The following is a 25,387-nucleotide window of genomic DNA, read 5'->3' as shown; positions in this document are numbered from 1 at the left end:
CGAGACGAGTCGAGGGTCACACCGCGCTGGAAAGGCACAGGGCACCTGATGAGTGCGGACACCACCAAGCCCACGACGGCCACGAAGCTCCCCCAGCAGCCTGGTCCGATCGAACACGGCGGCGACGGCCACCTGAAGGCCGGGCTCAAGAACCGCCACCTGTCGATGATCGCCATCGGCGGCGTGATCGGAGCCGGCCTCTTCGTCGGCTCCGGCGCGGGCATCGCGGCCACCGGCCCGGGCATCCTGCTCTCCTACGCACTGGCCGGCGCGCTGGTCGTGCTGGTGATGCGGATGCTCGGCGAGATGGCCGCGGCCGACCCGCAGAGCGGCTCGTTCTCGGCGTACGCGGACCGCGCGCTAGGCCGCTGGGCCGGGTTCAGCATCGGCTGGCTGTACTGGTTCTTCTGGGTCGTGGTGCTCGCGGTCGAGGCGACCGCCGGCGCGAAGATCCTCAACAACTGGGTGCCCGGCGTGCCGCAGTGGGGCTGGGCGCTGATCGTGATGGCGGTGCTCACCGCCACCAACCTCTTCTCGGTCGCCTCCTACGGCGAGTTCGAGTTCTGGTTCGCCGGGATCAAGGTGGTCGCGATCGCCGCGTTCCTGGTGATCGGCACCCTCGCCGCCTTCGGTCTGCTGCCGGGCACCCACGCGGTCGGCACCAGCAACCTCACCGGTCACGGCGGCTTCCTGCCGCACGGGGTGGGCGCGGTGTTCACGGGCATGCTCACCGTGGTCTTCGCGTTCATGGGCAGCGAGATCGTCACCCTGGCGGCGGGCGAGTCGGAGGACCCGGAGAAGGCGGTCAGCAAGGCCACCAACAGCGTCATCTGGCGCATCGGGATCTTCTACCTGGGCTCGATCCTGCTCGTGGTCACCCTGCTCCCGTGGGACTCCGCCGACGTCAAGGCGAGCCCGTACGTGGCGGTGCTGGACCACGTCGGCATCGCGGGCGCCGGCCAGGTGATGGACGTGATCGTGCTGACGGCGGTGCTGTCCTGCCTCAACTCCGGGATGTACACCGCCTCCCGGATGGCCTTCTCGCTCGGCCAGCGCGGGGACGCGCCCAAGGCCTTCGCCACGGTGACCTCGCGCGGCGTGCCGCGGGTCGCCATCCTCTCCTCGGTGGTCTTCGGCTTCGTCGCGGTCTTCTTCAACTACACCTCGCCGGACACCGTGTTCGCCTTCCTGCTGAACTCCTCCGGCGCCGTCGCGCTCTTCGTCTGGCTGGTGATCTGCGCCACCCAGCTGCGGATGCGGAAGATCATCGAGCGCGAGATGCCCGAGCGGCACACCGTCCGGATGTGGCTGTACCCGTACCTGACCTGGACGGCCATGGGCATGATCGGGTTCGTCATGGCGTACATGTTCACCGACGCCGACGGGCGCAAGCAGATGTACCTGTCGCTGGTCGCCGCAGCCATCGTGCTGGCGGCCTCGGCCGTGGTGGGCCGACGGCGGCGGGCCGCGGTGGCGGCGGGTTCCTGACCCGCCCGCCCCGCGCGGGAACGCCGGGCCCGGGAGCCGTTGCGGAGGCTCCCGGGCCCGGCGTCGTTCCCGGGCCGGGCCGCCCCTCGTTTGACCAAGGCACGTCAATGGGGATACCTGGGCATGACGCTCCCCCACGAGCGCTCCCCCGCCCCCTCCGGGAGACCCCGTGCCGCCCCCACCCGCTCCCATGCCGCCCCCACCGCCTCCGCCCCGCACGGAACCCGAGTCCGCGCGCCTGCGCTTCGGCCGCCGCCTGCGCCACTGGCGCGAGGCCCGCGGCCTCAGCCAGGCCGAGTTCGGCCGGCTGCTCGGCTACCACGACTCGCTGATCAGCCGGGTGGAGAACGCCCGCCGCTGGCCGCCGCCGGGGATGCCCGCCCGGGCCGACGAACTCCTGCTCGCCGACGGCGAGTTGGCGGAGCTCTGGCAGACCGTCCAGCGGGAACGCGAACACCTCGGCGAACGGGCCGCCACCCGGCCGCCGCTCGCCGCCCGCGCCGCCCCGCCCGACGCCGCCACCGTCGAGGTGCTCGCCCACCTGCTGGCCGTCTACCGCGCCGCCGCGGGCAGGATCGGCGGCGAGGAGCTGGCCGCCGTCCTGGAGCACCACGCCCACACCCTGCTCGGCGGTCGGCACCCCGACCCGCGCGAGGAACCCGCCGACCGCGCGCTCGCCGCCCAGTACGCCGAGCTCGCCGGCTGGGCCCACTTCGAGGGCGACCGCCACGCCCGCGCGCTCAGCTGGTACGCCGCCGGGCTGGAGTGGGCGCGCGCGACCGGCGACCGGGCCACCACGGCCGCCCTGCTCGTCCGGCAGAGCACCCTGTACTGGTGGCACGGCGACCCCTCCACCGCGCTCGCCCTGGCCGAGTCCGCCCGGACCACCGCCCCCGCCCTGCCGGGGCTCCGGGCCTGGGCCGCCGTCGCCCAGGCGCACGCCCACGCGCTGGCCGGCCGGCCGCCGCAGGTCCGCCGGGCGCTGGAGGACGCCCGGCGGCTGTCCGACACCGCACTGCGCTCCGGCGCACCGTCGCCCCGGGCGGCCCGCGCCGGGCTGGTTCTGGCCGTCGCCCACGGCACCTGCCGGCGGGACCTCGCCCTGCACACCGGCCGCACCGCCCACGCCCGCGGCGCGGCGGCCCGGCTGGCGGCGGCCCTGCGGCTCCTCGACCCGGCCGCCCATCCGCGCGACCACGCCCTGATCACCGCCCGACTCGCCGGCGCCCATGCCCTCGCCGGCCACGGCGGTGCCGCCGTCGCCCTGCTGGCCCGTCTGCCGCCGGGCACCACCGGCCGCATCGCCCGCGAGCGCCGGCGGGCCGAGGAGTGGCTGCGCGGGTGAGGGCCCGGGCGCGGCGGCGCCCGGATCGCTCTGGACGGAACGGCAGGACCGGCCACCACCTGCGGGTGTGGTGGCCGGCCCTGCCGGGTCGGTTCGGTCGTCCCTGCCGGCTCGGTTCGATCGAGCCTGCCGGCTCGGATCAGTCGGCCCTGTCGGGTCGGATCAGAGGCCGGCCGCCGCGGCGGCGATGTCGGCCGCGTAGGTGCTCACCTGGGTGTAGACGCCCGGGTAGCCCGCGCGGGCGCAGCCGTTGCCCCAGCTGACGATGCCGACCTGGACCCAGCGGCCCGCCGTGTCCTTGCGGACCATCGGGCCGCCGGAGTCACCCTGGCAGGTGTCGACGCCGCCCTGGGTGTAGCCCGCGCAGAGCGAGCCGGCGGCGTTCAGGCCCGGGTAGGCGCGGGCGCAGCTGGCGTCGTCGACGAACGGCACGGTGGCCTTGAGCAGGTACCGCTGCTGGCCGCCGCCCTCGCGCGCGGCACCCCACCCCATGATGGTGAAGGTGCCGTTGTCGTTGGCGGTGGAGGTGGCGATCGGCAGGGTGGTGACCAGGCTGCTGCTCACCGGCGAGGCCAGCTTGATCAGCGCCCAGTCGTCGCCGTCCTCGGCGCCGGTGAAGGCGGGCGACTGGTACACGTACGAGGAGCGGACCTTGATCGCGCTGCCGCTGTTCAGGTCGACCGCTCCCGCGGTGACGGTGATGCTGCTGTTGGCGCCGGTGCCGTCGACGCAGTGGGCGGCGGTGAGCACGATCTGCGAGGTGTAGAACGCGCCGCCGCAGCCCATCGAGAGCCGCACCACGAACGGGAACTCGCCCTGGGTCGCCCGCGTGCCGCCGACCACGCTCGGCGAGGGCTCCGGCGAGGCGGCGGCGGGCAGCGCGAGCGCGCCGACGCCGAGCACCAGGCCGGCCAGCAGGCTCATGAATCTTCCGAGTTGACGCTTCATCAGATCCTCCTTGCAGGTGGGGGAAGACCGAGAGTGGCCCGGCGGGCGGCGCGGCAGGAGGGGCCCGTCCTTGCCGGTCGAAACTGGCAGGAACACGGCAATGCGGGGTTCCGGGCGCGGAAGCCCTAGGGTGATCGCCCATGCGAGATCTTGCGGTGGGGATGAAGTACCTGGTCGAGGGCCAGAAGTGGGTGGGCCGGCGCGGCCGCTGGTGGGGATTCGGGATGCTGCCGGCCCTGATCGCCCTGGTCGGCTACGTCGTGGCGCTCGCCTTCCTGGGCGCCTGGTCCGTGGACCTCGCGGACTGGGCGACCCCCTTCGCCGACCACTGGTCCTCCCCCTGGCGGGGCCTGCTGCGCGACGCGCTCGCCGCACTCGTCTTCGGCGGCGGCCTGCTGCTCTCCCTGCTCACCTTCACCGCCGTCACCCTGCTGGTCGGGCAGCCCTTCTACGAGGCGCTCGCCGCCGAGGTCGACGAGACCGAGGGCGGTGCGCCCACCCCGCCGGAGACCACGCTCTGGTGGGAGCTGCTGATCGCCGTGCGCGACAGCCTGTACGTGCTGGTGCGGGTGGCCGCGTTCGGCGTGGTGCTGTTCGCCTGCGGGTTCATCCCCGTGGTCGGACAGACGCTCGTCCCGGCGCTCGGCTTCCTGGTGTCCGGCTTCTTCCTGACCGTCGAGCTGACGGCCGTCGCCCTGCAGCGGCGCCGGGTGCCGCAGCCGGAGCGGATCCGGCTGCTGCGCGCCCGGCTCGGGCTGGCGCTGGGCTTCGGCACACCGCTGGTGCTGGCCTTCCTGGTGCCGCTGGTCACGGTGCTCGCCATGCCGGGGGCCGTCGCCGGCGCCACCCTCCTGGCCCGCGACCTCGTCCCGCCCGTCCAGGAGGACGAGCAGGAGGGCCCGACCGCCGCGGCCCCCACCAGCACGCCCACCGCCACGCCCGCCGTCACCGCACGGCCCGTCCCGGGGAATCCGTACGCGACTCCGTGAGGCCGTCACCGCCCGGTCACGCTGCGCCGACATCGCACCCGCGGACGTGTGAGCCCGCCCACAGGGGGTTCGCCATCCACGATCCCCGATAGTGGACGGGCGCCTCGGGGCGCCCTCCCCGGCCCCGCCGAGGCGCCCCGGCGGGACCGCCCGCGGCCGCGCTCCACCTGAAGAACACAGGCCACCACGGCTTCCGCCCTTGCGATCCGTCGCCTCGGCCCGGCCTGGACCTCGAGTGCGCAATACGGACAAATCCCACCAAATCCACCGCGCAGAACCTGGCACGGCCGTCCCACGGCCACGATCCCGCGTAGTAGCGAACGCCTTTGCCACCCGTCCTCGGCCCTGCCAAGAATGGCCCGTCGCCAGGCAGCGCAGCCGACCACCGCCGCCACGCAGCCCGCCCGCCCCCGCCGCTTCCGCCGGGGCGCCACGGCCGTCCAGGGCGGCCGCACGAGCCCCGCTCACCCGGTGCCCGTGCGATGCCCCGCCCCCGGTGCCACCGGCACGGCCCCCGACGGAGAAGGATCGCCCGCCCCATGCAGCTCAGCCATGCCCGCCGCAACTCCCTGATCACCGGCGTCACCACTCTCGTGGTCGCGAGCGCCGCCACCGCCGCCCTCGCCATCCCGCAGGCCGGGAACACCACCGAGGCCGCCCCCGTGGCCGCCGTCTCGGTGGACAGCGAGCCGGTCGCCGACCAGGGTCAGGCCGACACCGCTGCCGCTGCTGCCGCCGCCGAACAGGCCGCCCAGGAGGCCCAGGCCCAAGCCCAGGCCCAGGCCGCGGCGGACGCCGCCGCCCAGGCGCAGGCCCAGGCGGACGCCAAGGCCAAGGCCGACGCCGACGCCGCCGCCTCCCGCTCCCAGGAGCGCCAGAACCTCAACAGCGCCCCGGCCACCTACTCCGGCACCCCGCAGCAGATCGCCGCGCAGATCGTCCCGGCCGGCCAGCTCCAGTGCTTCAGCAACATCGTCTTCCGCGAGAGCAGCTGGAACCCGCTCGCGGTCAACGCCTCCTCCGGCGCCTACGGCCTCGTCCAGGCCCTGCCCGGCTCCAAGATGGCCTCGGCGGGCGCCGACTGGCGCACCAACCCGGCCACCCAGATCAAGTGGGGCCTGAACTACATGAACACCCGCTACGGCAGCCCCTGTGCCGCCTGGTCGTTCTGGCAGGGCCACCACTGGTACTGAGCCGAGCCTCCCGTTCGGCCGACCGGGGCCCGCGACGCACTCCGCGTCGCGGGCCCCGACCCGCATCACCGCAGGTCGGCACGGGCGTGTGCACGTCCGGAAGACGGCGTGAAGATATGGCGCACACTCGTACGGTTTGCCACCGATTGCCAGGAATTACGGACCGTCAGGCCTTTGCCACGGTCCGCAGGCCCTCTTACGCTCCGGCGTCATGCCCTCACCCCTGATCAGCGTCGTGCTCCCCGCCTACGACCAGCACGAACAGCTCGCCGACTGCCTGGACTCGCTGCTCGCGCAGTCCCTGGCCGACGTCGAGGTGATCGTCGTCGCCGACCGGTCCCCCGAGACGGCCGGCGGGCTCGCCGACGCGTACGCGGCCCGGCACCCGCGGGTGTCGGTGCTGCACCTGACCGCGGCGGTCGGGGTCGGGGCGAGCCGCAACGCGGGCGCGGCGCGGGCGAGCGGCGAGTACCTGCTGTTCCTGGACGCCGACCACCTGCTGCCCCGGGACGCGCTGCGGACGCTCGCCGACCGGCTCCAGCAGACCGGGCCGGTGGACGTGCTGCTGTTCGGCCACTCCCGCCGGCACCAGGACCGGGACTGGCCGGGCGGAGCCGAGGCCCTGCTCGCCGAGGCCGGCCCCGAACCGTTCGCGCCCTTCGACCGGCCCGCCCTGTTCGGCGCGCCGCCGCTGATCTGGGACCGGCTCATCCGCCGCGGCCACTGGGCCGCGCTGGGCCTGGCCTTCCCGCCCGGCCGCTACGAGGAGGTCTCCGTCGCGCACGCCGCGCTGCTCGGCGCCCGGAAGGCCGCCGTGCTGGCCCGCGAGTGCGTGCAGCTGCGCCGCCGGGAGACCGTCCACCCCGCAGGCGGCCCGGGCAGCAGCGTCTTCGACCTGTTCGAGCAGTACGAGCGCAGCTTCGCCCTGCTGGAGGACCAGCCGCACCTGTACGCGGTGCGCGAGGCACTGTTCGTCCGGATGATCCGGCACTACCTGTTCGTCTTCGACCTGGCCGGCTGCGTCACCCGCGCCGAGCGCCCGCAGTTCTTCCACCGCGCCGCCGAGCACCACCGCCGCTTCCAGCCGCCCGGCCACCGCCGGCCGGGCGGCCGCGAGGGGATCAAGTTCTCGCTGCTGGCCGGCGGCGCCTACCCGGCCTTCGAAGTCGCCAAGCTCTCCCACATCGCCCGCGGCACGCTCACCGGGCGGAAGTAGCCGCGGTTCAGGCGTGCGCGGTGCCGCCCTCGGCGGCCATCGCGGCGGCGATCCGGCGGGCCCGCTCGGCCCTCACCCCGGCGGGCAGCGGCGGCAGCACGTCCATCCACAGCGACAGCGTCGAGCCGCGCAGCTGGGTCACCCCCTCGGGCCGGGCGAGGAGCCACAGGTGCAGGTGCGCGGCGCCGTCGCCCCAGCGGTTCACATGCACCCGGCCGATGCCGCCGAGCGACCGTACGGCCCGCTCCACCCGCTGCAGCATCGGGCCCAGCTGCGCGGAGAGCTCGGCCGGCAGGTCCAGCAGGTCGTGATGGGCGCGCGGCCAGAGGAGCAGCGTGGCGGGCAGACCGTCCGGCTCGTCGGCGGTGCCGAGCCGCCAGTGCTCGTCCGTCCACAGGAAGTCGGTGTCCGGGCGGGCGCAGTCCGGGCAGCTCTCCGGGCCGTCCTCGCCGTGCCTCGGCGGCTCGGGCAGCTCGGGCGCGCGCAGTACGCGGACGGTCAGCTCGCCGTCGTACGGGAAGATCTCCCAGGAGGGCGCGCCGTCCGACGGGACGGGCAGCGGCTCGCCGATCGGGAGTCGGGCGAGGTAGGCGTCGGGACCGGCCGGGTCGGCGGCCGCGGGTTCGTCGATCATGACCATCGAGAGTGTCATATGACACCCCGTCGGCGGTACCCCCGTCGTGCCCGGTACCGGTGCCGCGGAGCGCCTGCGATCATCGGCGGAGCAGTCGCCGCACCCGCCCGGGAGGTCCCTGGTGAGCCGTCCGTCCGCCGTCCCCGGGGCCGAGTTGGCCCGTGAGCTGGCCGCCGTGCTGCACGGCGAGGTCCGCTTCGGCACCGCCGAACGCGCCGTCTACAGCCAGGACGCCTCCAACTACCGGCAGTTGCCGCTCGGCGTGGTCAAACCCGCCGACCTCGACGACGTGCGCACCGCGATGGCGCTCTGCCGCGAGTACCGGGTGCCGGTGGTGGCGCGCGGGGCCGGGACCAGCATCGGCGGGCAGGCGATCGGCCCGGGGGCGGTGGTGCTGGACTTCCGCCGCCACCTCGGCTCGGTGCTGGAGCTCGACCCGCAGGCCCGCACCGCGCGCGTCCAGCCCGGCACCGTGCTGGACGACCTCCAGCGCGCCGCCCGGCCGCACGGGCTGCGTTTCGGCCCCGACCCGTCCACGCACAGCCGCTGCACCCTCGGCGGCATGATCGGCAACGACTCCTGCGGCTCGCACTCGCTCGCCTGGGGCCGCACCGCCGACAACGTCGAGCGGCTGGAGCTGCTGCTCGCGGACGGCACCGAGCTGACCGTCGGCGGCCGGCTCGGCTCCGCGGAGCGTGCCGCGCTCGCCGCGCGGCCCGGACGCGCCGGCCGGCTCCACACCGAGCTGCAGGAGTTCACCGACCGCAACCTCGCCCTCATCCGGCAGGGCATGCCCCGACTGCCCCGCCGCACCTCCGGCTACCCGCTGGACGCGCTGCTGCCCGAGCACGGCCACGACCTGGCGAGGGCGCTCACCGGCACCGAGGGCACCTGCGCGCTGCTGCTCGGCGCCACCGTCCGCCTGGTCGAGGACCCGCCCGCGCGGGCCCTGGTGGTGGCCGGCTACCCCGACGAGGCCGCCGCCGCCGACGCCGTCCCGGCGCTGCTGCCGTACGGTCCGCTGACCGCCGAGGGCATGGCGGCCGACCTGATCGCCGCGCTGCTCGCCGCCGGCCCGCGCCCGCCCGCGCTGGACCGGCTGCCGGCCGGCGAGTGCTGGCTGTTCCTGGAGACCGGCGGCGACACCCCGCTGGCCGCCTACCAGGCCGCCCGCCGGCTGGGCGACGCGGTACGGCGCGAGCGCTCCGCCACCGTCGCCCTGGTCACCGACCCCGTCGAGCAGCGCCAGCTGTGGGCCGTCCGGGAGGCCGGCGCGGGAATCGTCACCCGGCTGCCCGGGGGCGGCGAGGCCTGGCCCGGCTGGGAGGACTCCGCCGTCCCGCCCGAGCGGCTCGGCGACTACCTTCGGGACCTGCGCGCCCTGTTGCGCCGGCACAGCCTGCACGGCGTCCCGTACGGGCACTTCGGCGACGGCTGCGTGCACCTGCGGATCGACTTCCCGCTGGACGAGCCCCAAGGGGTGCTGGTCTTCCGGGAGTTCCTGGAGCAGGCCGCCGATCTGGCGGTCTCGTACGGCGGTTCGCTCTCCGGCGAGCACGGCGACGGCCAGGCCCGGGCCGAACTGCTGCCGCGCATGTACCCGCCCGAAGTCATCGGCCTCTTCGGCGAGTTCAAGCGGATCTGGGACCCGGAGAACCTGCTCAACCCGGGCGCCCTGGTCGATCCCCGGCCGCTCGACGCCGACCTGCGCTTCGTCACCGCCCCGCGCCGCACGCTGCCGCTGGCCCTCCCGTACGAGCAGGACGGCGGCAGCCTGGTCAAGGCGGTGCACCGCTGCGTGGGCGTCGCCAAGTGTGTGGCCCCGGGCAGTGGGGTGATGTGCCCGAGCTACCTGGCCACCGGCGAGGAGCGGCACTCCACCCGGGGGCGGGCCCGGCTGCTCGCCGAGATGCTGCGCGGGGACGCCGTCGCGGACGGCTGGCGTTCGGAGGAGGTCCGGGAGGCGCTGGACCTCTGCCTGAGCTGCAAGGGCTGCGCGAGCGACTGCCCGGTCCACGTCGACATGGCGACCTACAAGGCCGAGTTCCTGCACCAGCACTACCGGCGCCGGCCGCGCCCGCTCGCGCACTACTCGATGGGCTGGCTGCCGCTCTGGCTGCGGGCCGTCGCGCTCGCGCCCGGAGCGGCCAACGCGCTCGCCCGCTCCCGGGCCGGCGGGCCGCTCAAGCGGCTCGCCGGGATCGACCCGCGGCGGGTGCTGCCGGTCTTCCCGCCGGAGACCTTCACCGCCTGGTACCGGCGGCACCGCGCCGCCCACCCGGCCCCGGCGGGCACCCGGCCGGTGCTGCTGTGGCCGGACACCTTCTCCGACCACCTCCAGCCGAGCGTGTTGCGCTCGGCCGTCGAGGTGCTGGAGCACCTGGGCTTCGACGTCCGGCTGCCCTCGGGCCCGGTCTGCTGCGGCCTCACCTGGTACTCCACCGGCCAACTCGGCACCGCCCGCCGGGTGTTGCGGCGCAGCCTGCGGGCGCTGACAGAGGCGGATCCGGCGGCGGGCGGGGTCCCGGCCGACACCCCCGTGGTCGGCCTGGACCCCAGCTGCACCGCGACCCTGCGCGAGGACCTGCCCCGGCTGCTCGGCGCGCGGGGCCGCCCGCTCGCCGACCGCACCCGCACCTTCGCCGAGTTCCTCGACGAGTACGCCCCGGACGCCCCGCTCCCCCGGATCCGGCTGGACGCCCTCACCCAGACCCACTGCCACCAGCACGCGGTCCTGGGCAGCGCCGCCGACCGCCGGGTGGAGGCCCGACTCGGCCTGAACAACCGGGTGCTGGACTCCGGCTGCTGCGGCCTGGCGGGCGACTTCGGCTTCGCGCGGGGCCACTTCGAGGTGTCCGAGGCCATCGCGGAGCGGGTGCTGCTGCCGGAGGTCCGCGCCGCCGGGCCTCGGACGGTGCTCCTCGCGGACGGCTTCAGCTGCCGCACCCAGATCGCCCAACTCGCCGACGGGCGGCGGGCCCTGCACCTGGCGGAGCTGATCGCCCGGGAGCTGCGGCACGAGGAGTGACCAGGCCGGGGCGGCGGATCTTCGCGGACCCGGCGAGGATCCGCCGGACAGACCTCAGGCCACGCCCTGTGCGTGCGCCGCGAGGAAGGCCCCGGCGTGCGCCGCGGCCTCCTCGCGGGACCGGTGGCCGGTGACCGCCTCGCCGGTCGCGCCGTCGGCACCGGTGGCCGTCCAGCGCCAGCCGCCGGCAGCCGTGTCCTCGGTCAACTCGACTGTTCCACCGAAGAGTCGAAGCGATTCGGACTCCACTGCCGGACGACTGACGGCCTCCGGCCACTTCTTCCGGGCGCCCTGCCGGGTGATGCCCCAGGCGGCACCGAGCTGTTCGTAGCTGGCGCCGTAGGAGCCCGCGGTGGCGGCCGCGCCCGCGGTGAGCCGCTTGACCTCGGCGTCCACCAGCTTCCAGGCGGACAGCACGGAGAGGGCGACCTCGACGGGCTCGGCGTTCCACATCCGTTCCGCGGGCACACCGGTCGCGCGGGCGCGCGCGGCGGCGGCGACGGGGCCGAGGGCATCGAGAAGGGCCTTGGCCAGCTCGGCCCGTTCCTCATGGGTGATCTCCACGATCGTCATGCCGACAACTTTAGTTACCAGATCCCGAATCGACAACCAAAGTTACCGACCGAGTCGATCCAGGAGCCCCGAAGCCCGCCGCTCGGGCGCGAACGGAGTGCCCGAGGCGAGCCCGCGACAGCCCACCACCAGGGCCTCCCCCAGGAAGCCCGGGCCGATCGACAGCTGGACCGGCCGGGCGTCCGCGGCCAGGCCGAAATGTCCGGCGAGCGCGGCGAAGCCGGCCATCACGGCGAGCGAGAGCGCCGCGACCAGGAAGGTCCGCCCGGTGTACCGCTGCCACAGCACGCCCTCCCGCTCGTAGACCCGGATGGTGGCGCCGCGCGCCGCCCCCAGGGCGACGCCGAGCGCGGCACCCGCCGCGATCCAGCCGTAGTCGGCCGCACCGAGGCCGTGTCGCCGGGCGAGCGCCCACACGCCGAGGCCGGTGAGCACCACCGGCGGCGCGAAGAGGTCCCGGGCGTTGAGCGGCTCACCGCGCAACCGCCGGATCACCACCGCCACGACCACGGCGGCGATCAGCCCCGCGTACACCCAGCCGTTCATTCCCGCTCCCCCGATTTTTGTAGCTCGACCGTGCTAAATCAGCAATTTAGCTCGCCCGTGCTATAACGGCAACATGCCGAAGATCGTCGATCCCGCCGAGCGCCGCCAGGCCGTCGCCGACGCCGTCCTTCGTGTCGCGGCCCGGGAAGGGCTGGAGCACGCCTCCCTGCGCAACGTCGCCGAGGAGGCCGGACTGGCCGTCGGCTCGGTCCGGCACTACTTCGCCGGCGGCTCGGAGCTGATGATCTTCGCGATGGGCGAGCTGGCCCACCGGATCGAGGCCCGCGTCCGGGTGCACGCCGCCGTCCTGCTCGACCCGGCCTCCGCCGGCACCGACCGGCGCGAACGGACCGTCCGGCTGCTCGCCGAGACCCTCCCGCTGGACGCCGAGCGCCGGGAGGAGTCCGCGCTCTGGCTCTCCTTCGTCACCGCCGCCCGGACCAGGCCCGACCTGCGGCCCCGCGCCGCCGAGATGCAGGCCGGACTCGACGACCTGGTCCGACGCGTCCTCACCGAGTCCGAGCGCGCCGGCGGCCTGGCCCCCGGCCTCGACCTCGGCGTCGAGACCCGCCGGCTCTCCGCCCTGCTGGACGGCCTCACCCTCCAGGCCGTCCAGCACCCCGACCTGGTCGGACCGGACGAGCTGCGCACGGTGCTGCGCCGGCACCTCGACACCCTGGCCGCCCCGGCCTCCTGACACCGCGCCAACACCCCCGGCACAATGGCGCGATGACCCTCACCACCGCCGAGGCGGACCGGATCCTGGCCGACCACTTCGCGCCCTGGGTGCAGGACCTGGGCCTGTCGACCGTCGAGGCCGACGACCACCACGCCGTCCTGCGGCTGCCCTGGTCCGACCGGCTCGCCCGCGAGGGCGGCGCGCTGTCCGGTCAGGCGCTGATGGCCGCCGCCGACACGGCCTGCGTGATCGCCCTGTGCGCGGCCCGCGGCGGGTTCGGCCCGATGACCACCGTCCAGCAGTCCACCACCTTCCAGCGCGCGGTCCTCGCCCGGGACCTCCTGGTGCACGCCCGGATCACCAGGCTCGGCCGCCGGATCGCCTTCCTCGACATCACCCTCGTGCCCGAGGACACCGAGGACACCGGCGACACCGAGGACACCGGAGCCGCCGAAGGCACCCGAGGCGCCTGGGGCACCCGGGAGCCCGCCGCCCACGCCACCGCCGTCTACGCCCTGGGCTGACCCGGCCGGCGCCCCGACTCCGAGCCCGGATGTCACATCCGCACGCCCGACGGTGTCTACATGCCACCAGGTCATCGGACACAGTGGAGCGGAAAACATGAGCAAGGTCTGGTTCGTCACCGGTTCGTCCCGCGGCCTCGGCCGCGCCTTCGTCTCGGCGGCCCTGTCCCGCGGCGACCGGGTGGCCGCGACCGCCCGAAACACCGGGCAGCTCGCCGAACTGGTCGCCGCCCACGGGGACGCGGTGCTCCCGCTCCCGCTGGACGTCGCCGACCGGGCGGCCGTGCACCGCGCCGTCCTGCGGGCCCACCAGCACTTCGGCCGGCTCGACGTCGTCGTCAACAACGCCGGCTACGGCCTGTCCGGGGCCGTCGAGGAACTCTCCGAGCGGCAGCTGCGCGACCAGCTGGACACCAACCTGTTCGGCCCGCTGCGGGTCGTCCAGGCCGCGCTGCCGCTGCTGCGCGCCCAGGGCTCCGGGCACATCGTCCAGATCTCCTCGGTCGCCGGCCTCGCCGCGTTCCCGCTCGGCGGCGGGTACTGCGCCTCCAAGTGGGCGCTGGAGGGCCTGAGCGAGGCGCTCGCCCAGGAGGTCGCCGGGTTCGGCGTCAAGGTCACCGTGGTGGAGCCCGGCAGCTACGCCACCGACGCGATCGCCTCCGCCGTGCACGCCGAGGCCGACCCGCGGTACGACGGGCTGCGCGACGCCTTCGCCGCCCAGGCCGGGACGCTCGACACCGGCGACCCGGCCGCCGCCGGCCGGGCACTGCTGCGGCTCGTCGACACCGAGCGGCCGCCGTTGCGGGTGTTCTTCGGTTCCCAGGGCCACCCGATGCTGCGGCAGGTCTACGCCGACCGGCTCGCCACCTGGGAGGAGTGGGCGGAGCTGTCGACGGAGGCGCACGGCCCCACCGCCCCGGCCGCCTGACCCGGGCACGACCGCGGTCCCCGCCCGTCAGGGGGCGGGGCCGCGGCCGTGTGCGCACGGCGGTGTCAGCCCTGGGCGGCCCCCGCGGGCGCCTCCTCCGCGCAGACCGCCGAGACGAACTCGGCGACCCGCGCCTGCGGCATGCCGCGCGCGATGTCCGCCTCGCTGATCATGCCGACCAGCTTGTGCTCGGGGTGGTTGATCACCGGCAGCCGGCGCACCTGGTACTGCTCCATCACCCGCAGCACCTGCTCGCAGTCCTCGTCCGCCTCCACCGTCATCGGCCGCCCCTGCGCCAGCTCGCCCGCCGTCACCGACGCCGGGTCACGGCCCTCGGCGACGCAGCGCAGCACGATGTCGCGGTCGGTCACGATCCCCAGCAGTTTGTCGCCCGGCCCGCAGATGGGCAGGGCCCCCACGTGGCGATCCCGCATGATCCGGGCGGCGGCCGCGAGCGTCTCGTGCTCGCGGATGCACTCCGCGCCCGGGTGCATGATGTCGCTGGCTCTGGTCATGGTCCGCCTCCTGACCTGGCTTCCCTTCCCCCGTCCATCGTGGTCCGGGCCGATGGCCGACGCCACCGGGGCCGGCGCCTCAGCCGTCGCCGTCCGGGCCCGTGCGGCTGCCCCGCTCGGCCCGGTCGTCCTGCTCGACCCGTCCGTCCGGCGAGTCCGGACGGCCCAGCGGCGACTTCTCCAACACCTCCTCCAGGGGCTTGAGTTCGTGCCTGGGCTGCCCCGGTTCGAGCTCCTCCTCCGAGACCTCTCCGCTCTCCACCGCCTCCTCCGCGGCCTTCGCCCCGACCGCGGTCGCGGCGGCCGTCAACAGGTTCCGCTGCTGGACCTCCGTCGCGCTGTCCAGGAAGCGCAGCAGCTCCACCGGGAAGGGCAGCACCAGCGTCGAGTTCTTCTCCGCGGCCACCTCCACCACGGTCTGCAGCAGCCGCAGTTGGAGCGCGGTCGGGGTCGCGCTCATCACCGCCGCGGCCTCCGACAGCCGCTCCGAGGCCTGGTACTCACCGTCCGCCGTGATGATCCGGGCCCGCCGCTCCCGCTCGGCCTCGGCCTGCCGGGCGATCGAGCGCTTCATCGACTCCGGCAGCGCGACGTCCTTGATCTCCACCCGGTCGATCTCGATGCCCCAGCCCAGTGCCGGGCTGTCGATCATCAACTCGAGCCCCTGGTTGATCGGTTCCCGGTTGGCCAGCAGGTCGTCCAGCTCGCTCTTGCCGATGATCGAGCGCAGCGAGGTCTGCGCGACCTGGGAGATCGCGAAGTTGTAGTCCTGCACGTTGACGGTGGCCTTCACCGGGTCCACCACCCGGAAGTAGACCACCGCGTCCACCCGCACGGTCACGTTGTCCCGGGTGATGCCCTCCTGCGCCGGGATCGGCATCGTCACGATCTGCACGTTCACCTTGTGCAGCCGGTCCGCGATCGGCAGCAGCGCCACCAGCCCCGGATCGCGCACCTCGTCGCGCACCTTCCCGAAGCGGAAGACCACGCCCTTCTGGAACTGCTGGACGACCCTGATGCTCAGGCTCGCCCAGATCGCCCCCAGCCCGGCGAGTGCCCCGAGGGCCCCCAGCACCGACTCGACGATCATGGCGGCCTCCTCGCGGCCTGCGCGCACACCGGCGCGTCCGGCCTCCGCCGACCCTGACCGGCCGGGGACCGCCGGAGCAACTGATTCCACGCTACGCCTGCCCGGTCCGCGCCGGACCGAACGTTCCGGAGCCCCGGCACCCCGGCACCCGGGCACCCGGGCACCCGGAGCGAACGCCCGGGAGCCCCTAGGATCTCGACCATGCCGACCGTGGCCCCGTCCTCCCCCTCCGACGACCCTTCCGGCGGCCCCGCCGACGACCCCGAGGACCCCCGCCATCCCGCCGAGGCCGCCCGCCGGGCCGGCGCGCTCGCCGCGCTGGACCGCGTCGTCACCGACTGCCGGGCCTGCCCGCGCCTGGTGGAGTGGCGCGAGGAGACCGCCCGGACCAAGCGCCGCGCCTACCGGGACTGGGACTACTGGGCCCGCCCCGTCCCCGGCTTCGGGCCGCCGGACGCCCCGCTGGTCCTGGTCGGCCTCGCCCCGGCCGCCCACGGCGCCAACCGCACCGGCCGGATCTTCACCGGCGACCCCTCCGGCGACCTGCTCTACGCCGCCCTGTACGAGCTCGGGCTCGCCAACCGCCCCGAGTCCGTCCGCCACGGCGACGGCCTGGAGCTGTTCGGCGTCCGGATCACCGACCCGGTCCGCTGCGCCCCGCCGGACAACAAGCCCAGCACGGCCGAACGCGACACCTGCCGACCCTGGATCACCCGGGAGCTGGAGCTGATGCGCCCCACCGTGCGCACCGTCGTCGCCCTCGGCGGCTTCGCCTGGCAGGCGATGCTGCCGGTGATCGCGGACGCCGGCTGGCAGGTCCCCCGCCCCCGCCCGGCCTTCGGCCACGCCGCCCGGGCCGTCTTCCCGGCCCGCGACGGCGGCCCGGACCTGCGGATGTACGGCTGCTACCACGTGAGCCCGCGCAACACGAACACCGGCCGGCTGACCACCGCGATGCTCCGGGACCTGCTGCGCGAGGCGGCCCGCTCGGCGGGACTTCACCCGCGCTGAAGCCACCCGCGCCGAAGCCGCCCCCGCCGAAGCCGCCGGCCGCAAGCCTCGACCGCTACCCGAACCGGGAGAGCTTCCTCCTTCCCGCCCGCCGCCAGACGTCCGGCAGCCGTCGCCGGGCCGCCTCCTCGGTGGCCAGCTGGCGCCCGTACAGGACGCCGTAGCCGAAGGGCTCGCCACCGCCCGCCGCGTGCTCGGCCAGGGTGCTCGCGGCGACCACGGCGTCCTGGTGCTCGCCCAGCACGTCCTGGACGGCCTTCATCCGCCGGGCGTAGCGCTCGGCCCGGGCGCCGACCGCCAGGGCGGCGGTCTCCCCGGCGTAGCGGGCGCGCTTGGCCGCCTTGCGGGCCTCGTGGAGGGCGACGCTCCGCTCCCCGGGGGCGGCGCCGAGGGCCGTGCGGACGCGCTCGGCGGTGCGGTGCTGCTCGCGGGCGGCGATCCGGGAGAGCTCCGGGACGGCGCTGCGGCCGGCGCGCGGGCGCAGCGGCGGGTCGGCGAGGAGGACGGCGAGGGCGTCGCCGAGCGCCCGGCGGCGTGGGCTGTCGAGCGCGGCGACCACCTCGGGCCGGATCCGCCGGTACTCGGCCGCACCCCACCGCTCCAGCGCGGCGGCGACCCGCTGCGGCCCGCACGCTGCGGGCAGCTCGCGGGCCTCGGCGGCCAGCCGTGCGGTCAGCACCTCGCGGTCCCGGGCCCCGCCGAGGGCGGCGCCCAGCCAGCGCAGCTCGGCGACCAGTTCGTCGGTGGCGCCGGGGGTGAACAGCCGCCGGAAGGTCCGCAGCGCGCTGCGCAGCCGTCGGCAGGCGACCCGCATCCGGTGCACGGCGTCCGGCTCGTCCGTCCGGACGGCGTCGTCCAGGCCGGCCAGTTCCGCCGCCTGCGTCTCGATCCGGGCCAGCAGCACCTGCCCCACCGTGGTCTCGGGTTTCGCCATGGACGCTCGCCCCCTCGTCGGGTCAGCGGGAACGCCTTCCAGGCTAATCCGCGGGCGGCCGATGGCGAGCCCGCGGCACCCGGGCGCACGACCCCGCGGGCGGCCGGGACGGGAACCCCGCAGACTACTGAGCGCGCGTCAGCCGCACCAGGGACCTACGGGCCCTCGTGCCGGACACGAGCGCCATGACATACTCCGGAGCGTGACGACCTCCTCCCATGCGACCAGGGCCCTGCGGGCCGCGGTGTTCACCGCGCTCGCCGTGCCGATGGCCGCCCTGGGCCAGGTCGTCATCACGGGCCGTCCGCTGCCGCTGTCGCTGGTGGCCTCGGCCGGTGCCGTCGTCTTCCTGGTCGCGGCCGTACTGGCCGGCGGGGAGCGGCGGATGCTGCACATCTGCGGCGTGATGGTGCCGGTCGAGCTGCTGCTCAACACGACCTTCAACCTGGGCCAGGCCGGCTGCTCGCCGGTGCTGACCGGTCAGGTGCCCGCCCGCGGGGTGAACCTGCTGGTCTGTGGCGGCGGTTCGGTGGACGGCTCGCTGCTGAGCGGCCCGCTGGGCCACGCCGGTCAGCTGGCCCCCGCCGCGACCCAGCTGCTGCTCCTCCTGGTGCACCTGGTGATCGCCCTGGCCGCCTCGGCCTGGCTGCGGATGGGCGATGCCGCCCTGTCCGGCCTGGCCCGAGCGCTGTGCGCGCTGCGCGAGTCGCTGGCCGGCCCGCTGCACGCCCTGGTCGTCCTGCTGATCCCGGCCCCGGTCCGTCCGGTGCTGCGGGTGCCGCTGCCGGTGTCGGACCGCGCCCGGCCGCGCCGCGAGGACGTGGTGCTGAGCCCGGCGCCCCGCCGCGGCCCGCCCGCCTTCGCGCCTGCCTGCTGATCGCCGACCCCCTCCGATCACCTCGTACGTACCCGGCCGGACGGCCCCGGTACGCCCGCAGGCAGTGCGCACGACTCCCGCGTTCACCGACCCCGCCGCACCCGCTGCGGCTTCCCGCGCGCACCCGCGCGCCGCGTACAGGAGTTGACTTCCCCATGGCTCAGGCCCCCAGCAAGCAGCAGGCCAAGCGCATCACCGCCCGTGAGCGGATGCAGGAGGCGAAGCGCCGGGAGCAGCAGGCCGCCAGGCGCCGTCAGCGGATCGTCGTGACGGTCTCCGCCGTCGCCGTACTGGCCCTCGCGGGCGGTGTCGCCGTCGCGATCAACTCGGCCTCCGACAAGAACGACAAGTCCTCCGCCGCCGGTGCGGCGTCGCTGGTCGTGCCGGCCAACGCGAGCGGCACCAACGGCACCGTGATCACCTACGGCAAGGCCGACGCCCCGCACACCATGGCGATCTACGAGGACTTCCGCTGCCCGGTCTGCAAGCACTTCGAGGCGGCCAACGGCGAGACCGTCAAGAAGCTCACCGAGGACGGCCAGATCAAGGTGGAGTTCCACCTGGCGGCCTTCCTGGACAAGAACCTCGGCGGCAAGGGCTCGCGCACCGCGCTGGCCGCGGTCGGCGCCGCGCTGAACGAGGGCACGGACAAGTTCAAGGCGTTCCACGACGTGCTGTACGCCAACCAGCCGGACGAGCGCGAGGACGGTTTCGGCGACGTCAACCACATCCTGGACCTGGCCGGCCAGGTGCCCGGCCTGAAGACCGACGCCTTCGTCAAGGCCGTCCAGGACGGCACCTACGCCCCGTGGGCGGCCAAGGTCAACGAGGAGTTCAACAAGAGCGACGTCACCGGCACGCCGACCGTCAAGGTGGACGGCAAGCAGATCACCCTGTTCGCCGGCAACGCCGCCGTCCCGGCCGAGCAGTTCACCGCGCAGGTGAAGCAGGCCGCCGGCCTCCGGTAGGCGCCCGGCTCCCCCGCACCGCACGGCACCACCCGGCCCGGCCGAACTCCCGGCCGGGCCGGCTCCTCCCAGCCAGCCACCGGAGTGTGCTGCCATGTCCGCTGCAACGATGCCCCTGTCCCGCTCCGCCCCCGACGAAGCCGGCCGGGCCCCGGTCGGCGCGAGCCGGGCCTACGCCCTGCTGCTGTTCCTCGGCGGGCTGGTCGGACTGGCCGCCTCGGCCGTCCTGACCTTCGACAAGCTCCGCATCCTGGAGAACCCCTCCTACATCCCCAGCTGCAACATCAACCCGGTGATCAGCTGCGGCTCGGTGATGCGCACCGAGCAGGCGGAGGTCTTCGGCTTCCCGAACCCGCTGCTCGGCCTGGCCGCCTTCGGCGCGCTGACGGCGATCGGCGCGGGCCTGCTCGCCGGTGCCGCCTACCGGCGCTGGTTCTGGCTGGGCCTGAACGCGGGCACCGCGCTGGGCGTGGTGTTCGCGCACTGGCTGATCTACCAGGCGCTGTACGACATCGGCGCGCTGTGCCCGTACTGCATGGTGGTGTGGGCCACGGTGGTGGTGCTGTTCTGGTACACGACGCTGCACAACCTGCGCACCGGCGTGATCCCGGTGGGCCCGCGGGCGGCGGTGGCCGTCCGGGAGGCGGCGCGCTACCACTGGGCGCTGCCGGTGCTGTGGGCGGCGGTGATCGCCCTGCTGGTCCTCAACCGGTTCTGGTACTACTGGAGCACGCTCCTCTGAGCACGCGTCACCCCACGTACCCGTCCGAGTGCAGCAGTGCGGCGGCGCCGGTCCGCCGGGCCTCCAGGGCCGCGGTGAGCCGACGCGCCGCACCGGGCTGCAGCAGGACGGCCGCCCGGGCCGGGGTGAAGTAGCCGTGGTCGGCGATCTCCTCGATCTGTGCCCGGACCACCGACCCCGGTGCGACCGTCCCGCCGTCGAACATGAACTGCACGGCGGGGTGGGCGTGTTCGCCCTGGTCGGGGATCGCGTCCCGCCACTCCACGACGAGCAGCCGCAGCGGACCGGCCAACAGCCCCGTCTCCTCGAACAGTTCGCGGGCCGCGCACTCGGCGGGCCCCTCCCCCGGGTCCATCCCGCCGCCGGGGAACTGCCACTGGTCACGGTAACTGGCCTTCAGCAGCAGGACCTTGCCCGCTCCGTCGGTGAGCAGCACGCTGCACCCGACGTAGGCGCGCACCATTCCGGCGAGCCACTCCTCCTCCGAGAGTGCCCAGGTGTCCGTCATCGCGCCTCCTCCGCCGGGTGCCCGTCCTCGCGGTCACTCTGCCGCGACCGCGGCCCCGGAGGCGGCGGTTCGCGGCTAATCCACCCGAATGAGTGCCGACAGGCGGCGGCTACCCGAACACGGCCCGCCGGAAGGCGTTGCGCAGATCGGTGAGCTGCCGGATTCCCCGGTCGTAGTGCACCTTGTTGGTCAGCAGCAGGGCCCAGCGGCCGAGCCTGCGGGAGACCCAGAAGCCGGTGCCGGTGAAGCCGTAGTGGACGAAGGTGCCCTCGGCCGGCTCGGTGCCGGGGGCGTGCAGCCAGGACAGGCCGCGGGCCGGGGCGAGGCCGCCGGTGTGCTCGCGCAGCGATTCGTCGATCCACGGCTCGCCCCAGCGCACCCGGGGCGGCGGGGCGAGCAGCGCGGTGAGGAAGCGGGCGAGGTCACGGGCGGTGGAGAAGGCCCCGGCGTTGCCGGAGACCCCGCCGAGCAGCCGGGCGGAGGGGTCGTGGACGACACCGCGCAGGTGGGTGCCGGCACCCTCCTCGTACTCGGTGGGCGCGGTGCGGGCGAGGAGCGCGGCGTCGAGCGGGCCGTACCGGGTGTCGGTCATGCCGAGCGGCCGCCAGGCCCAGCGCGCGGCGAGCTCGTCCAGCGGCGCCCCGCCGAGGTCCTCGACCAGGTAGGCGAGCAGGACGGCGGCGCGGTCGGTGTACTCGACGGCGGTGCCCGGCGGGCGGTGCAGCGGGGCGGCGAGGACCCCGGCCCGGATCGCCGCGGGATCGCGCCCGTAGAGCTGCTCGAAGCGGGTGTACGGGAGCATCCCCGCCGTGTGGGCGAGGAGTTGACGGGCCGTCACCGCTGCGGCGGGGCGGCCGGCGGCCGGCGCCCACCAGCGGCCGAGCGGCTCGTCCAGCGGGAGCCGCCCGGACTGCCGCAGCACCCCGGCGCAGGGCCAGAGCGCGACGACCTTGGTGAGGCTCGCGAGGTCGTACAGCGTGTCCGGCCCGGGCCGCAGCCGCGCGTACCGCCCCTGACCGAGCGCTCCGTGACTGCCGCCGCCGAGCGTGCCGCCGGCGTCGCCGACGGCCCAGACGGCGCCCGCTCCGACTGTGTGCGCGCCGTCCCGGACCAGCCGGTCCAGCTCCCCGCCCGGCGCGGCCAGGGCGGGGAGCCGGCCGGCTCCGGGCGCTTCCGGTGCGTCCGGTGCGTCCGGCACGTCGGCTCCGGGTGCTCGATGGCTCATCCGTCTCCCCTCTCGGGCCGACGGGAGCCTTCCCCGCGCGGCGGCCGCTCAGACCGCCGGAGCCAGCTCCTTGCCGAGGCAGATGCTCTGCTCGTGGTCCTTGTAGATGCCGAACTTCCGGATCGCGGCGTAGCCCTCGGACGCGTACAGCGCGATGGCCTCGGGCTGCTCGGTGCCGGTCTCCAGGACGAAGCGGGCGCGCCCGGCCTCGATCGCGGTCCGCTCCAGGCGGCCCAGCACCGCGCGGGCCAGGCCGCGGCCGCGGGCCGCGGGTATCACGAACATCCGCTTCAGCTCGGCGTCGCCGTCGCGCAGGCCGTCCGGGCCGGCCTGCTTGGCCCGCCAGCCGCCGCAGGCGACCGGACGGCCGTCCAGGTAGGCGATCATGAACAGGCCGGCCGGCGCCTCGAAGTCCTCCGGGTGCAGGACGGTCTCGTCCGGGCCGCCGTAGCGGCGCACGTACTCCTGCTGCACCTCCGCCGCCAGGGTCTGGGCGTCGGGGTGGGCGTAGCCGGTGACGCGGAACTCGACGGTGCCGGTGTCCCGGACGGTGCTGGTGCTCATGGCTGAAAAGCCTACGATCCCGGCTCAGCCGACCTCGAACCGGGCGACCAGGTCGTCCTTGCCGAACATCCGGGCGGCGTCCACGGCGCTCGGGGTGCCGGCCCGCGGGTCGGCGCCGCCGGCCAGCAGGACGTCGAGCACATCGGTGGCGCCCTTGAAGACGGCGCCCGCCAGCGGGGTCTGCCCGTGGTCGTTGACGCGGTTCGGGTCGGCGCCGTGGCGCAGCAGCTCCGCCACGGTGGCGGCGTGGCCGTGGTAGGCGGCGAGCATGACCAGGCTGTCGCCGCGGCCGTTGGTGAGGTCGGCCGGGGCACCGGCGTCCAGGTAGGCGGAGAGGGTCTCGGTCTCCCCGGCACGGGCGGCGTCGAAGAGCTTCCCGGCGAGCGCGACCACCTCGGCGTCGGGGGCGTCGGCGGGCTGCTGGCTGGCGGCGTCGGTCATGGGAGGGCGGCCTTTCCGGTCGGATCGTCGGTCGGTCTCGGGGCTGCGCCCAGGGCACGGTAGCGGCCGGTGCCGCGGCGGACCAGCGGGCGTCCGGAATCCGGATGACGGCCCGCGCCCGCCACGACACGCGGCCGCGCGCGTTGCGCAGCCATCCGAGCGAACTTCCCGGACCCCCCGGAAACTTCCCGCCCCCCGCCCGGGAATGCCTCGGCACATCGAATCCCGTCCGCGCCCCGCCCCCACCCCGGCCGGTTCGCATACCGCCACCCGGCGGTCGGAACGGTATTGGCGGCAGAACCACCCATTTGCACCGTTCCATCATCTATTACTTTTTGTCACGATGAGTGCACTTTCCGTAACACCCCCGCTTGTCCCCCCTTCCCGAGGAGCGGAACGTGATCCTCTCGATTTCCGGCATCGTCCTGTTCGGCACCATCGGCTTTCTCTTCTTCCGCCGGGACGGACTAAAGGTCTCCCACGCCATCGTCTGCGCCCTCTTCGGCTTCTACATCGCGGGCTCCTCGATCGCACCGAGCATCACCGCGGGCGGCGCGAGCCTCGCCAGCCTGCTCAGCGGCATCAGGTTCTGACCGCACCCCGCTCTCCCCCGTACCGGCCCGGGCGCGGATCCCACCGCCCCGGGCCCCGTCGTTCCCCACCCGCGCCACCCCACCCGTCCCACCGCCCGGGGAGTCAAGGAATGCCGCTCCACCGCCACCTCACCAAGGGCCGCGCGATCGCCCGGACCGCCGGGGACCACGCCACCGACATGTTCGCCCCGCTCTCCGTGATCGGCCGCGGCCTGCGCCACCACGTCGACTGGGCCAAGTCCCGCTGGCAGGCCACCCCGAAGGACCGCCGCGGGCCGACGCTGTTCCTGACCGCCGCCCTGCTGATCGGCGTCTACCTGCTGCCGCACGGTCTGCTGTTCGCCCTGATCGCGCTGATGGCCAGCGCCGCCTGGGCCGGCCGGGCCCCCAGGGCGGCGCCCGCGGCGCCCGCCCCGGACGTCGCCGACGTCAAGCTCGCCGCCCTCTACGCGGCGCTCACCCCCTACCTCTGCGGCCCCGAGGACGCCAACCCGCTCTACCGCTTCGAGGGCAGCTACAAGGACGCCTTCGGCGCGTGGGACTTCGACGGCGAGGGCCGGCTCTCCCGGCTGGAGATGACCTACCCCGCCTACTTCACCGACACCGAGCCCGCCGCCCGGGCCCGGATCGAGCAGGTCGTCCAGGGCAAGGCCGGCCGGGCCCGCGAGTACCGCTTCGACTGGGACGAGGAGTCCAACCGGCTGCGGATCACCGCGCTCGCCCCGCTGCCCACCGACATCGCCGCCCAGCGATTCGTGGCGGCCCCCGGCGAGATCGTGCTGGGCTTCACCGACCAGGACGGCACCGCGAGGACCATCCCGGTCACCCGGTGCGGCACCACCGTCCAGCAGCCGCCGGTGGTCTGGCGCACCGGCCCGCGCTCCGCCGAACCCCACCTGCTGGCGCTCGGCGTCACCGGCTACGGCACCTCCAGCCTGCTGCGCTCGGTGGCGCTCCAGGCCCTCCCGTACGCCGACCTGGTGGTGGTCGACGGCGCGGGCACCGGCGAGCACGCCTGCCTGGTGAACCGGCCCGGCGTGCACACCGTGGAGACCAGCCTGCACGGCGCGCTGGCCGCCCTGGACTGGGCCGTCGGCGAGACCGAGCGCCGGCTCGGCGCGCTCAACGCCGCCCGGCACGCGGGAACCGCCCCGCCCGAGGACGTCACCCGGCCGCTGTGGCTGCTGCTGGACCACCCGACCGAACTGAGCGAACTCGCCCGGGCCGAGGGCCGCCCCGACCCGCAGGACCTGCTGGAGCTCCCGCTGCGGCACGGCCGGGCCGCCCGGGTCACCGTGGTGATCGCCGACGACCTGGAGGCCAGGGACCGGATCACCCCCACCGTCCGGGCCACCACCCGGGCCCGCGTGGTGCTCGGCCCGGCCTGCCCGGACGAGGGCCGCGAGGCGCTCGGCGCGCCGCTGGACATCGTGCCCGCCGCCCACGCCCCGATCGGGCGCGGCTACGCCCGGATCGGCAACGGCGCCCCCGTCCGGCTCCAGGTGCCCGCCACCGTCGATCCGCTGGACGACGAGGCGCCGGCCCCGCTGCGGGACGCGGTGATCGCCCTGCTGCCGCACCGGGACACCCGCACCGAGACGGCCGCGGCCGTTCCGCCCCGGCCGGACCGCCCGCCGGTGGTGCCCGCGGCCGATCAGGACGCGCCGGGCCGTCCGGTCGACCTGGCCAAGGGCGAGCCGATGATCCGTTCACGGCCGATCTCCTGACGGCGGGGCCGGGCCGCCTCCGGGCCGGCTTCCCGGCCGGTCCGCCGGCTCCCGGGCAGGGGTCGACGCCCGGCGCCGAATCCCGTCCCGGTACGCTCGTC

At 75.1% G+C, this 25,387-nt stretch carries 26 protein-coding genes; 15 read left to right on the top strand and 11 right to left on the bottom strand.

What is annotated here, in order from left to right; translation table 11 throughout:
- Positions 1-48 precede the first annotated feature (48 nt).
- Together ABZ449_RS03510 and ABZ449_RS03505 are read left to right on the top strand one after the other, a co-directional pair.
- Positions 49-1,488, top strand: a complete 1,440-nt coding sequence (locus tag ABZ449_RS03510; protein WP_360339435.1) for an amino acid permease — start codon at positions 49-51, stop codon at positions 1,486-1,488.
- A 190-nt stretch (positions 1,489-1,678) separates the two neighbouring features.
- The gene (locus ABZ449_RS03505; RefSeq protein WP_360339432.1) at positions 1,679-2,833 is read left to right on the top strand and encodes a helix-turn-helix transcriptional regulator; all 1,155 of its coding nucleotides are present in this window, start codon (positions 1,679-1,681) and stop codon (positions 2,831-2,833) included.
- Positions 2,834-2,995: 162 nt separating this feature from the next.
- Here the strand turns inward: ABZ449_RS03505 and ABZ449_RS03500 are convergent, their stop codons facing one another.
- Positions 2,996-3,757 carry a serine protease gene (locus ABZ449_RS03500; RefSeq protein ID WP_360339429.1) on the bottom strand — a complete coding sequence of 254 codons (762 nt, stop codon included), beginning with the start codon at positions 3,755-3,757 and terminating at the stop codon, positions 2,996-2,998.
- 164 nt (positions 3,758-3,921) lie between these two features.
- On the opposite strand from ABZ449_RS03500, the gene ABZ449_RS03495 reads away from it, so the two are divergent.
- The 3 genes from ABZ449_RS03495 (at position 3,922) to ABZ449_RS03485 (ending at position 7,179) form a co-directional block, all read left to right on the top strand.
- Positions 3,922-4,770 carry an EI24 domain-containing protein gene (locus ABZ449_RS03495; RefSeq protein ID WP_360339426.1) on the top strand — a complete coding sequence of 283 codons (849 nt, stop codon included), beginning with the start codon at positions 3,922-3,924 and terminating at the stop codon, positions 4,768-4,770.
- A gap of 539 nt (positions 4,771-5,309) precedes the next feature.
- Positions 5,310-5,963 (top strand): transglycosylase SLT domain-containing protein, encoded by a 654-nt coding sequence (locus tag ABZ449_RS03490; protein ID WP_360339423.1) that lies wholly within the window; start codon positions 5,310-5,312, stop codon positions 5,961-5,963.
- A gap of 211 nt (positions 5,964-6,174) precedes the next feature.
- Positions 6,175-7,179, top strand: a complete 1,005-nt coding sequence (locus ABZ449_RS03485; RefSeq protein WP_360339420.1) for a glycosyltransferase family 2 protein — start codon at positions 6,175-6,177, stop codon at positions 7,177-7,179.
- Between the two features lie 7 nt (positions 7,180-7,186).
- Here ABZ449_RS03485 and ABZ449_RS03480 read toward each other — a convergent pair whose 3' ends face one another.
- A complete protein-coding gene (locus tag ABZ449_RS03480; protein ID WP_360339417.1) occupies positions 7,187-7,813 on the bottom strand; it encodes a hypothetical protein in 627 nt (208 codons plus the stop codon).
- A gap of 121 nt (positions 7,814-7,934) precedes the next feature.
- Between ABZ449_RS03480 and ABZ449_RS03475 the strand changes: the two genes are divergently transcribed.
- Positions 7,935-10,841, top strand: coding sequence for an FAD-binding and (Fe-S)-binding domain-containing protein (locus ABZ449_RS03475; protein ID WP_360339414.1), 2,907 nt, complete (start codon positions 7,935-7,937; stop codon positions 10,839-10,841).
- 54 nt (positions 10,842-10,895) lie between these two features.
- Here the strand turns inward: ABZ449_RS03475 and ABZ449_RS03470 are convergent, their stop codons facing one another.
- Both ABZ449_RS03470 and ABZ449_RS03465 read right to left on the bottom strand, forming a co-directional pair.
- A complete protein-coding gene (locus ABZ449_RS03470; protein WP_360339411.1) occupies positions 10,896-11,414 on the bottom strand; it encodes a hypothetical protein in 519 nt (172 codons plus the stop codon).
- 42 nt (positions 11,415-11,456) lie between these two features.
- Positions 11,457-11,960, bottom strand: coding sequence for a DUF1453 domain-containing protein (locus tag ABZ449_RS03465; RefSeq protein WP_360339408.1), 504 nt, complete (start codon positions 11,958-11,960; stop codon positions 11,457-11,459).
- Between the two features lie 73 nt (positions 11,961-12,033).
- Here ABZ449_RS03465 and ABZ449_RS03460 point away from each other — a divergent pair, with 73 nt between their 5' ends.
- The 3 genes from ABZ449_RS03460 to ABZ449_RS03450 all read left to right on the top strand — a co-directional run bounded on the left by ABZ449_RS03460 (position 12,034) and on the right by ABZ449_RS03450 (position 14,091).
- Complete coding sequence (locus ABZ449_RS03460; RefSeq protein WP_360339405.1) at positions 12,034-12,657, top strand: TetR family transcriptional regulator C-terminal domain-containing protein; 624 nt, start codon at positions 12,034-12,036, stop codon at positions 12,655-12,657.
- Between the two features lie 32 nt (positions 12,658-12,689).
- Positions 12,690-13,163 carry a PaaI family thioesterase gene (locus tag ABZ449_RS03455; RefSeq protein WP_360339402.1) on the top strand — a complete coding sequence of 158 codons (474 nt, stop codon included), beginning with the start codon at positions 12,690-12,692 and terminating at the stop codon, positions 13,161-13,163.
- A 97-nt stretch (positions 13,164-13,260) separates the two neighbouring features.
- On the top strand, positions 13,261-14,091 hold the full coding sequence (locus tag ABZ449_RS03450; protein WP_360339399.1) for an SDR family NAD(P)-dependent oxidoreductase: 831 nt from the start codon (positions 13,261-13,263) through the stop codon (positions 14,089-14,091).
- A gap of 65 nt (positions 14,092-14,156) precedes the next feature.
- Here the strand turns inward: ABZ449_RS03450 and ABZ449_RS03445 are convergent, their stop codons facing one another.
- A complete protein-coding gene (locus ABZ449_RS03445) occupies positions 14,157-14,606 on the bottom strand; it encodes a CBS domain-containing protein (protein WP_360339396.1) in 450 nt (149 codons plus the stop codon).
- 79 nt (positions 14,607-14,685) lie between these two features.
- Positions 14,686-15,696 (bottom strand): slipin family protein, encoded by a 1,011-nt coding sequence (locus ABZ449_RS03440; RefSeq protein WP_360339393.1) that lies wholly within the window; start codon positions 15,694-15,696, stop codon positions 14,686-14,688.
- Positions 15,697-15,897: 201 nt separating this feature from the next.
- On the opposite strand from ABZ449_RS03440, the gene ABZ449_RS03435 reads away from it, so the two are divergent.
- Positions 15,898-16,707, top strand: coding sequence for a uracil-DNA glycosylase (locus ABZ449_RS03435; protein WP_360339390.1), 810 nt, complete (start codon positions 15,898-15,900; stop codon positions 16,705-16,707).
- Positions 16,708-16,762: 55 nt separating this feature from the next.
- On the opposite strand, the gene ABZ449_RS03430 is transcribed toward ABZ449_RS03435, so the two are convergent.
- On the bottom strand, positions 16,763-17,641 hold the full coding sequence (locus ABZ449_RS03430) for a CHAD domain-containing protein (protein ID WP_360339387.1): 879 nt from the start codon (positions 17,639-17,641) through the stop codon (positions 16,763-16,765).
- A 202-nt stretch (positions 17,642-17,843) separates the two neighbouring features.
- On the opposite strand from ABZ449_RS03430, the gene ABZ449_RS03425 reads away from it, so the two are divergent.
- The 3 genes from ABZ449_RS03425 to ABZ449_RS03415 all read left to right on the top strand — a co-directional run bounded on the left by ABZ449_RS03425 (position 17,844) and on the right by ABZ449_RS03415 (position 20,228).
- The gene (locus ABZ449_RS03425; protein WP_360339384.1) at positions 17,844-18,518 is read left to right on the top strand and encodes a hypothetical protein; all 675 of its coding nucleotides are present in this window, start codon (positions 17,844-17,846) and stop codon (positions 18,516-18,518) included.
- 155 nt (positions 18,519-18,673) lie between these two features.
- On the top strand, positions 18,674-19,486 hold the full coding sequence (locus ABZ449_RS03420; RefSeq protein ID WP_360339381.1) for a thioredoxin domain-containing protein: 813 nt from the start codon (positions 18,674-18,676) through the stop codon (positions 19,484-19,486).
- Positions 19,487-19,580: 94 nt separating this feature from the next.
- Positions 19,581-20,228, top strand: coding sequence for a vitamin K epoxide reductase family protein (locus ABZ449_RS03415; RefSeq protein WP_360339378.1), 648 nt, complete (start codon positions 19,581-19,583; stop codon positions 20,226-20,228).
- A gap of 7 nt (positions 20,229-20,235) precedes the next feature.
- Here the strand turns inward: ABZ449_RS03415 and ABZ449_RS03410 are convergent, their stop codons facing one another.
- The 4 genes from ABZ449_RS03410 to ABZ449_RS03395 form a co-directional block, all read right to left on the bottom strand.
- Positions 20,236-20,736 (bottom strand): NUDIX hydrolase, encoded by a 501-nt coding sequence (locus tag ABZ449_RS03410; RefSeq protein ID WP_360339375.1) that lies wholly within the window; start codon positions 20,734-20,736, stop codon positions 20,236-20,238.
- Between the two features lie 109 nt (positions 20,737-20,845).
- Positions 20,846-21,961, bottom strand: a complete 1,116-nt coding sequence (locus tag ABZ449_RS03405) for a serine hydrolase domain-containing protein (protein WP_360339372.1) — start codon at positions 21,959-21,961, stop codon at positions 20,846-20,848.
- Between the two features lie 48 nt (positions 21,962-22,009).
- Positions 22,010-22,525 (bottom strand): GNAT family N-acetyltransferase, encoded by a 516-nt coding sequence (locus tag ABZ449_RS03400; RefSeq protein ID WP_360339369.1) that lies wholly within the window; start codon positions 22,523-22,525, stop codon positions 22,010-22,012.
- Between the two features lie 24 nt (positions 22,526-22,549).
- Positions 22,550-22,966: an ankyrin repeat domain-containing protein gene (locus ABZ449_RS03395; protein ID WP_360339366.1), complete on the bottom strand. Its 417-nt coding sequence runs from the start codon at positions 22,964-22,966 to the stop codon at positions 22,550-22,552.
- Between the two features lie 398 nt (positions 22,967-23,364).
- Here ABZ449_RS03395 and ABZ449_RS03390 point away from each other — a divergent pair, with 398 nt between their 5' ends.
- Both ABZ449_RS03390 and ABZ449_RS03385 read left to right on the top strand, forming a co-directional pair.
- Positions 23,365-23,559: a hypothetical protein gene (locus tag ABZ449_RS03390; protein WP_360339363.1), complete on the top strand. Its 195-nt coding sequence runs from the start codon at positions 23,365-23,367 to the stop codon at positions 23,557-23,559.
- 110 nt (positions 23,560-23,669) lie between these two features.
- Positions 23,670-25,286 carry a hypothetical protein gene (locus tag ABZ449_RS03385; protein WP_360339360.1) on the top strand — a complete coding sequence of 539 codons (1,617 nt, stop codon included), beginning with the start codon at positions 23,670-23,672 and terminating at the stop codon, positions 25,284-25,286.
- Positions 25,287-25,387 lie beyond the last annotated feature (101 nt).

It is taken from the genome of Kitasatospora sp. NPDC005856, from assembly GCF_040629945.1.
In the GTDB taxonomy this organism is placed as follows: domain Bacteria; phylum Actinomycetota; class Actinomycetes; order Streptomycetales; family Streptomycetaceae; genus Kitasatospora.
This window is presented reverse-complemented; position numbering and strand designations above follow the sequence as displayed.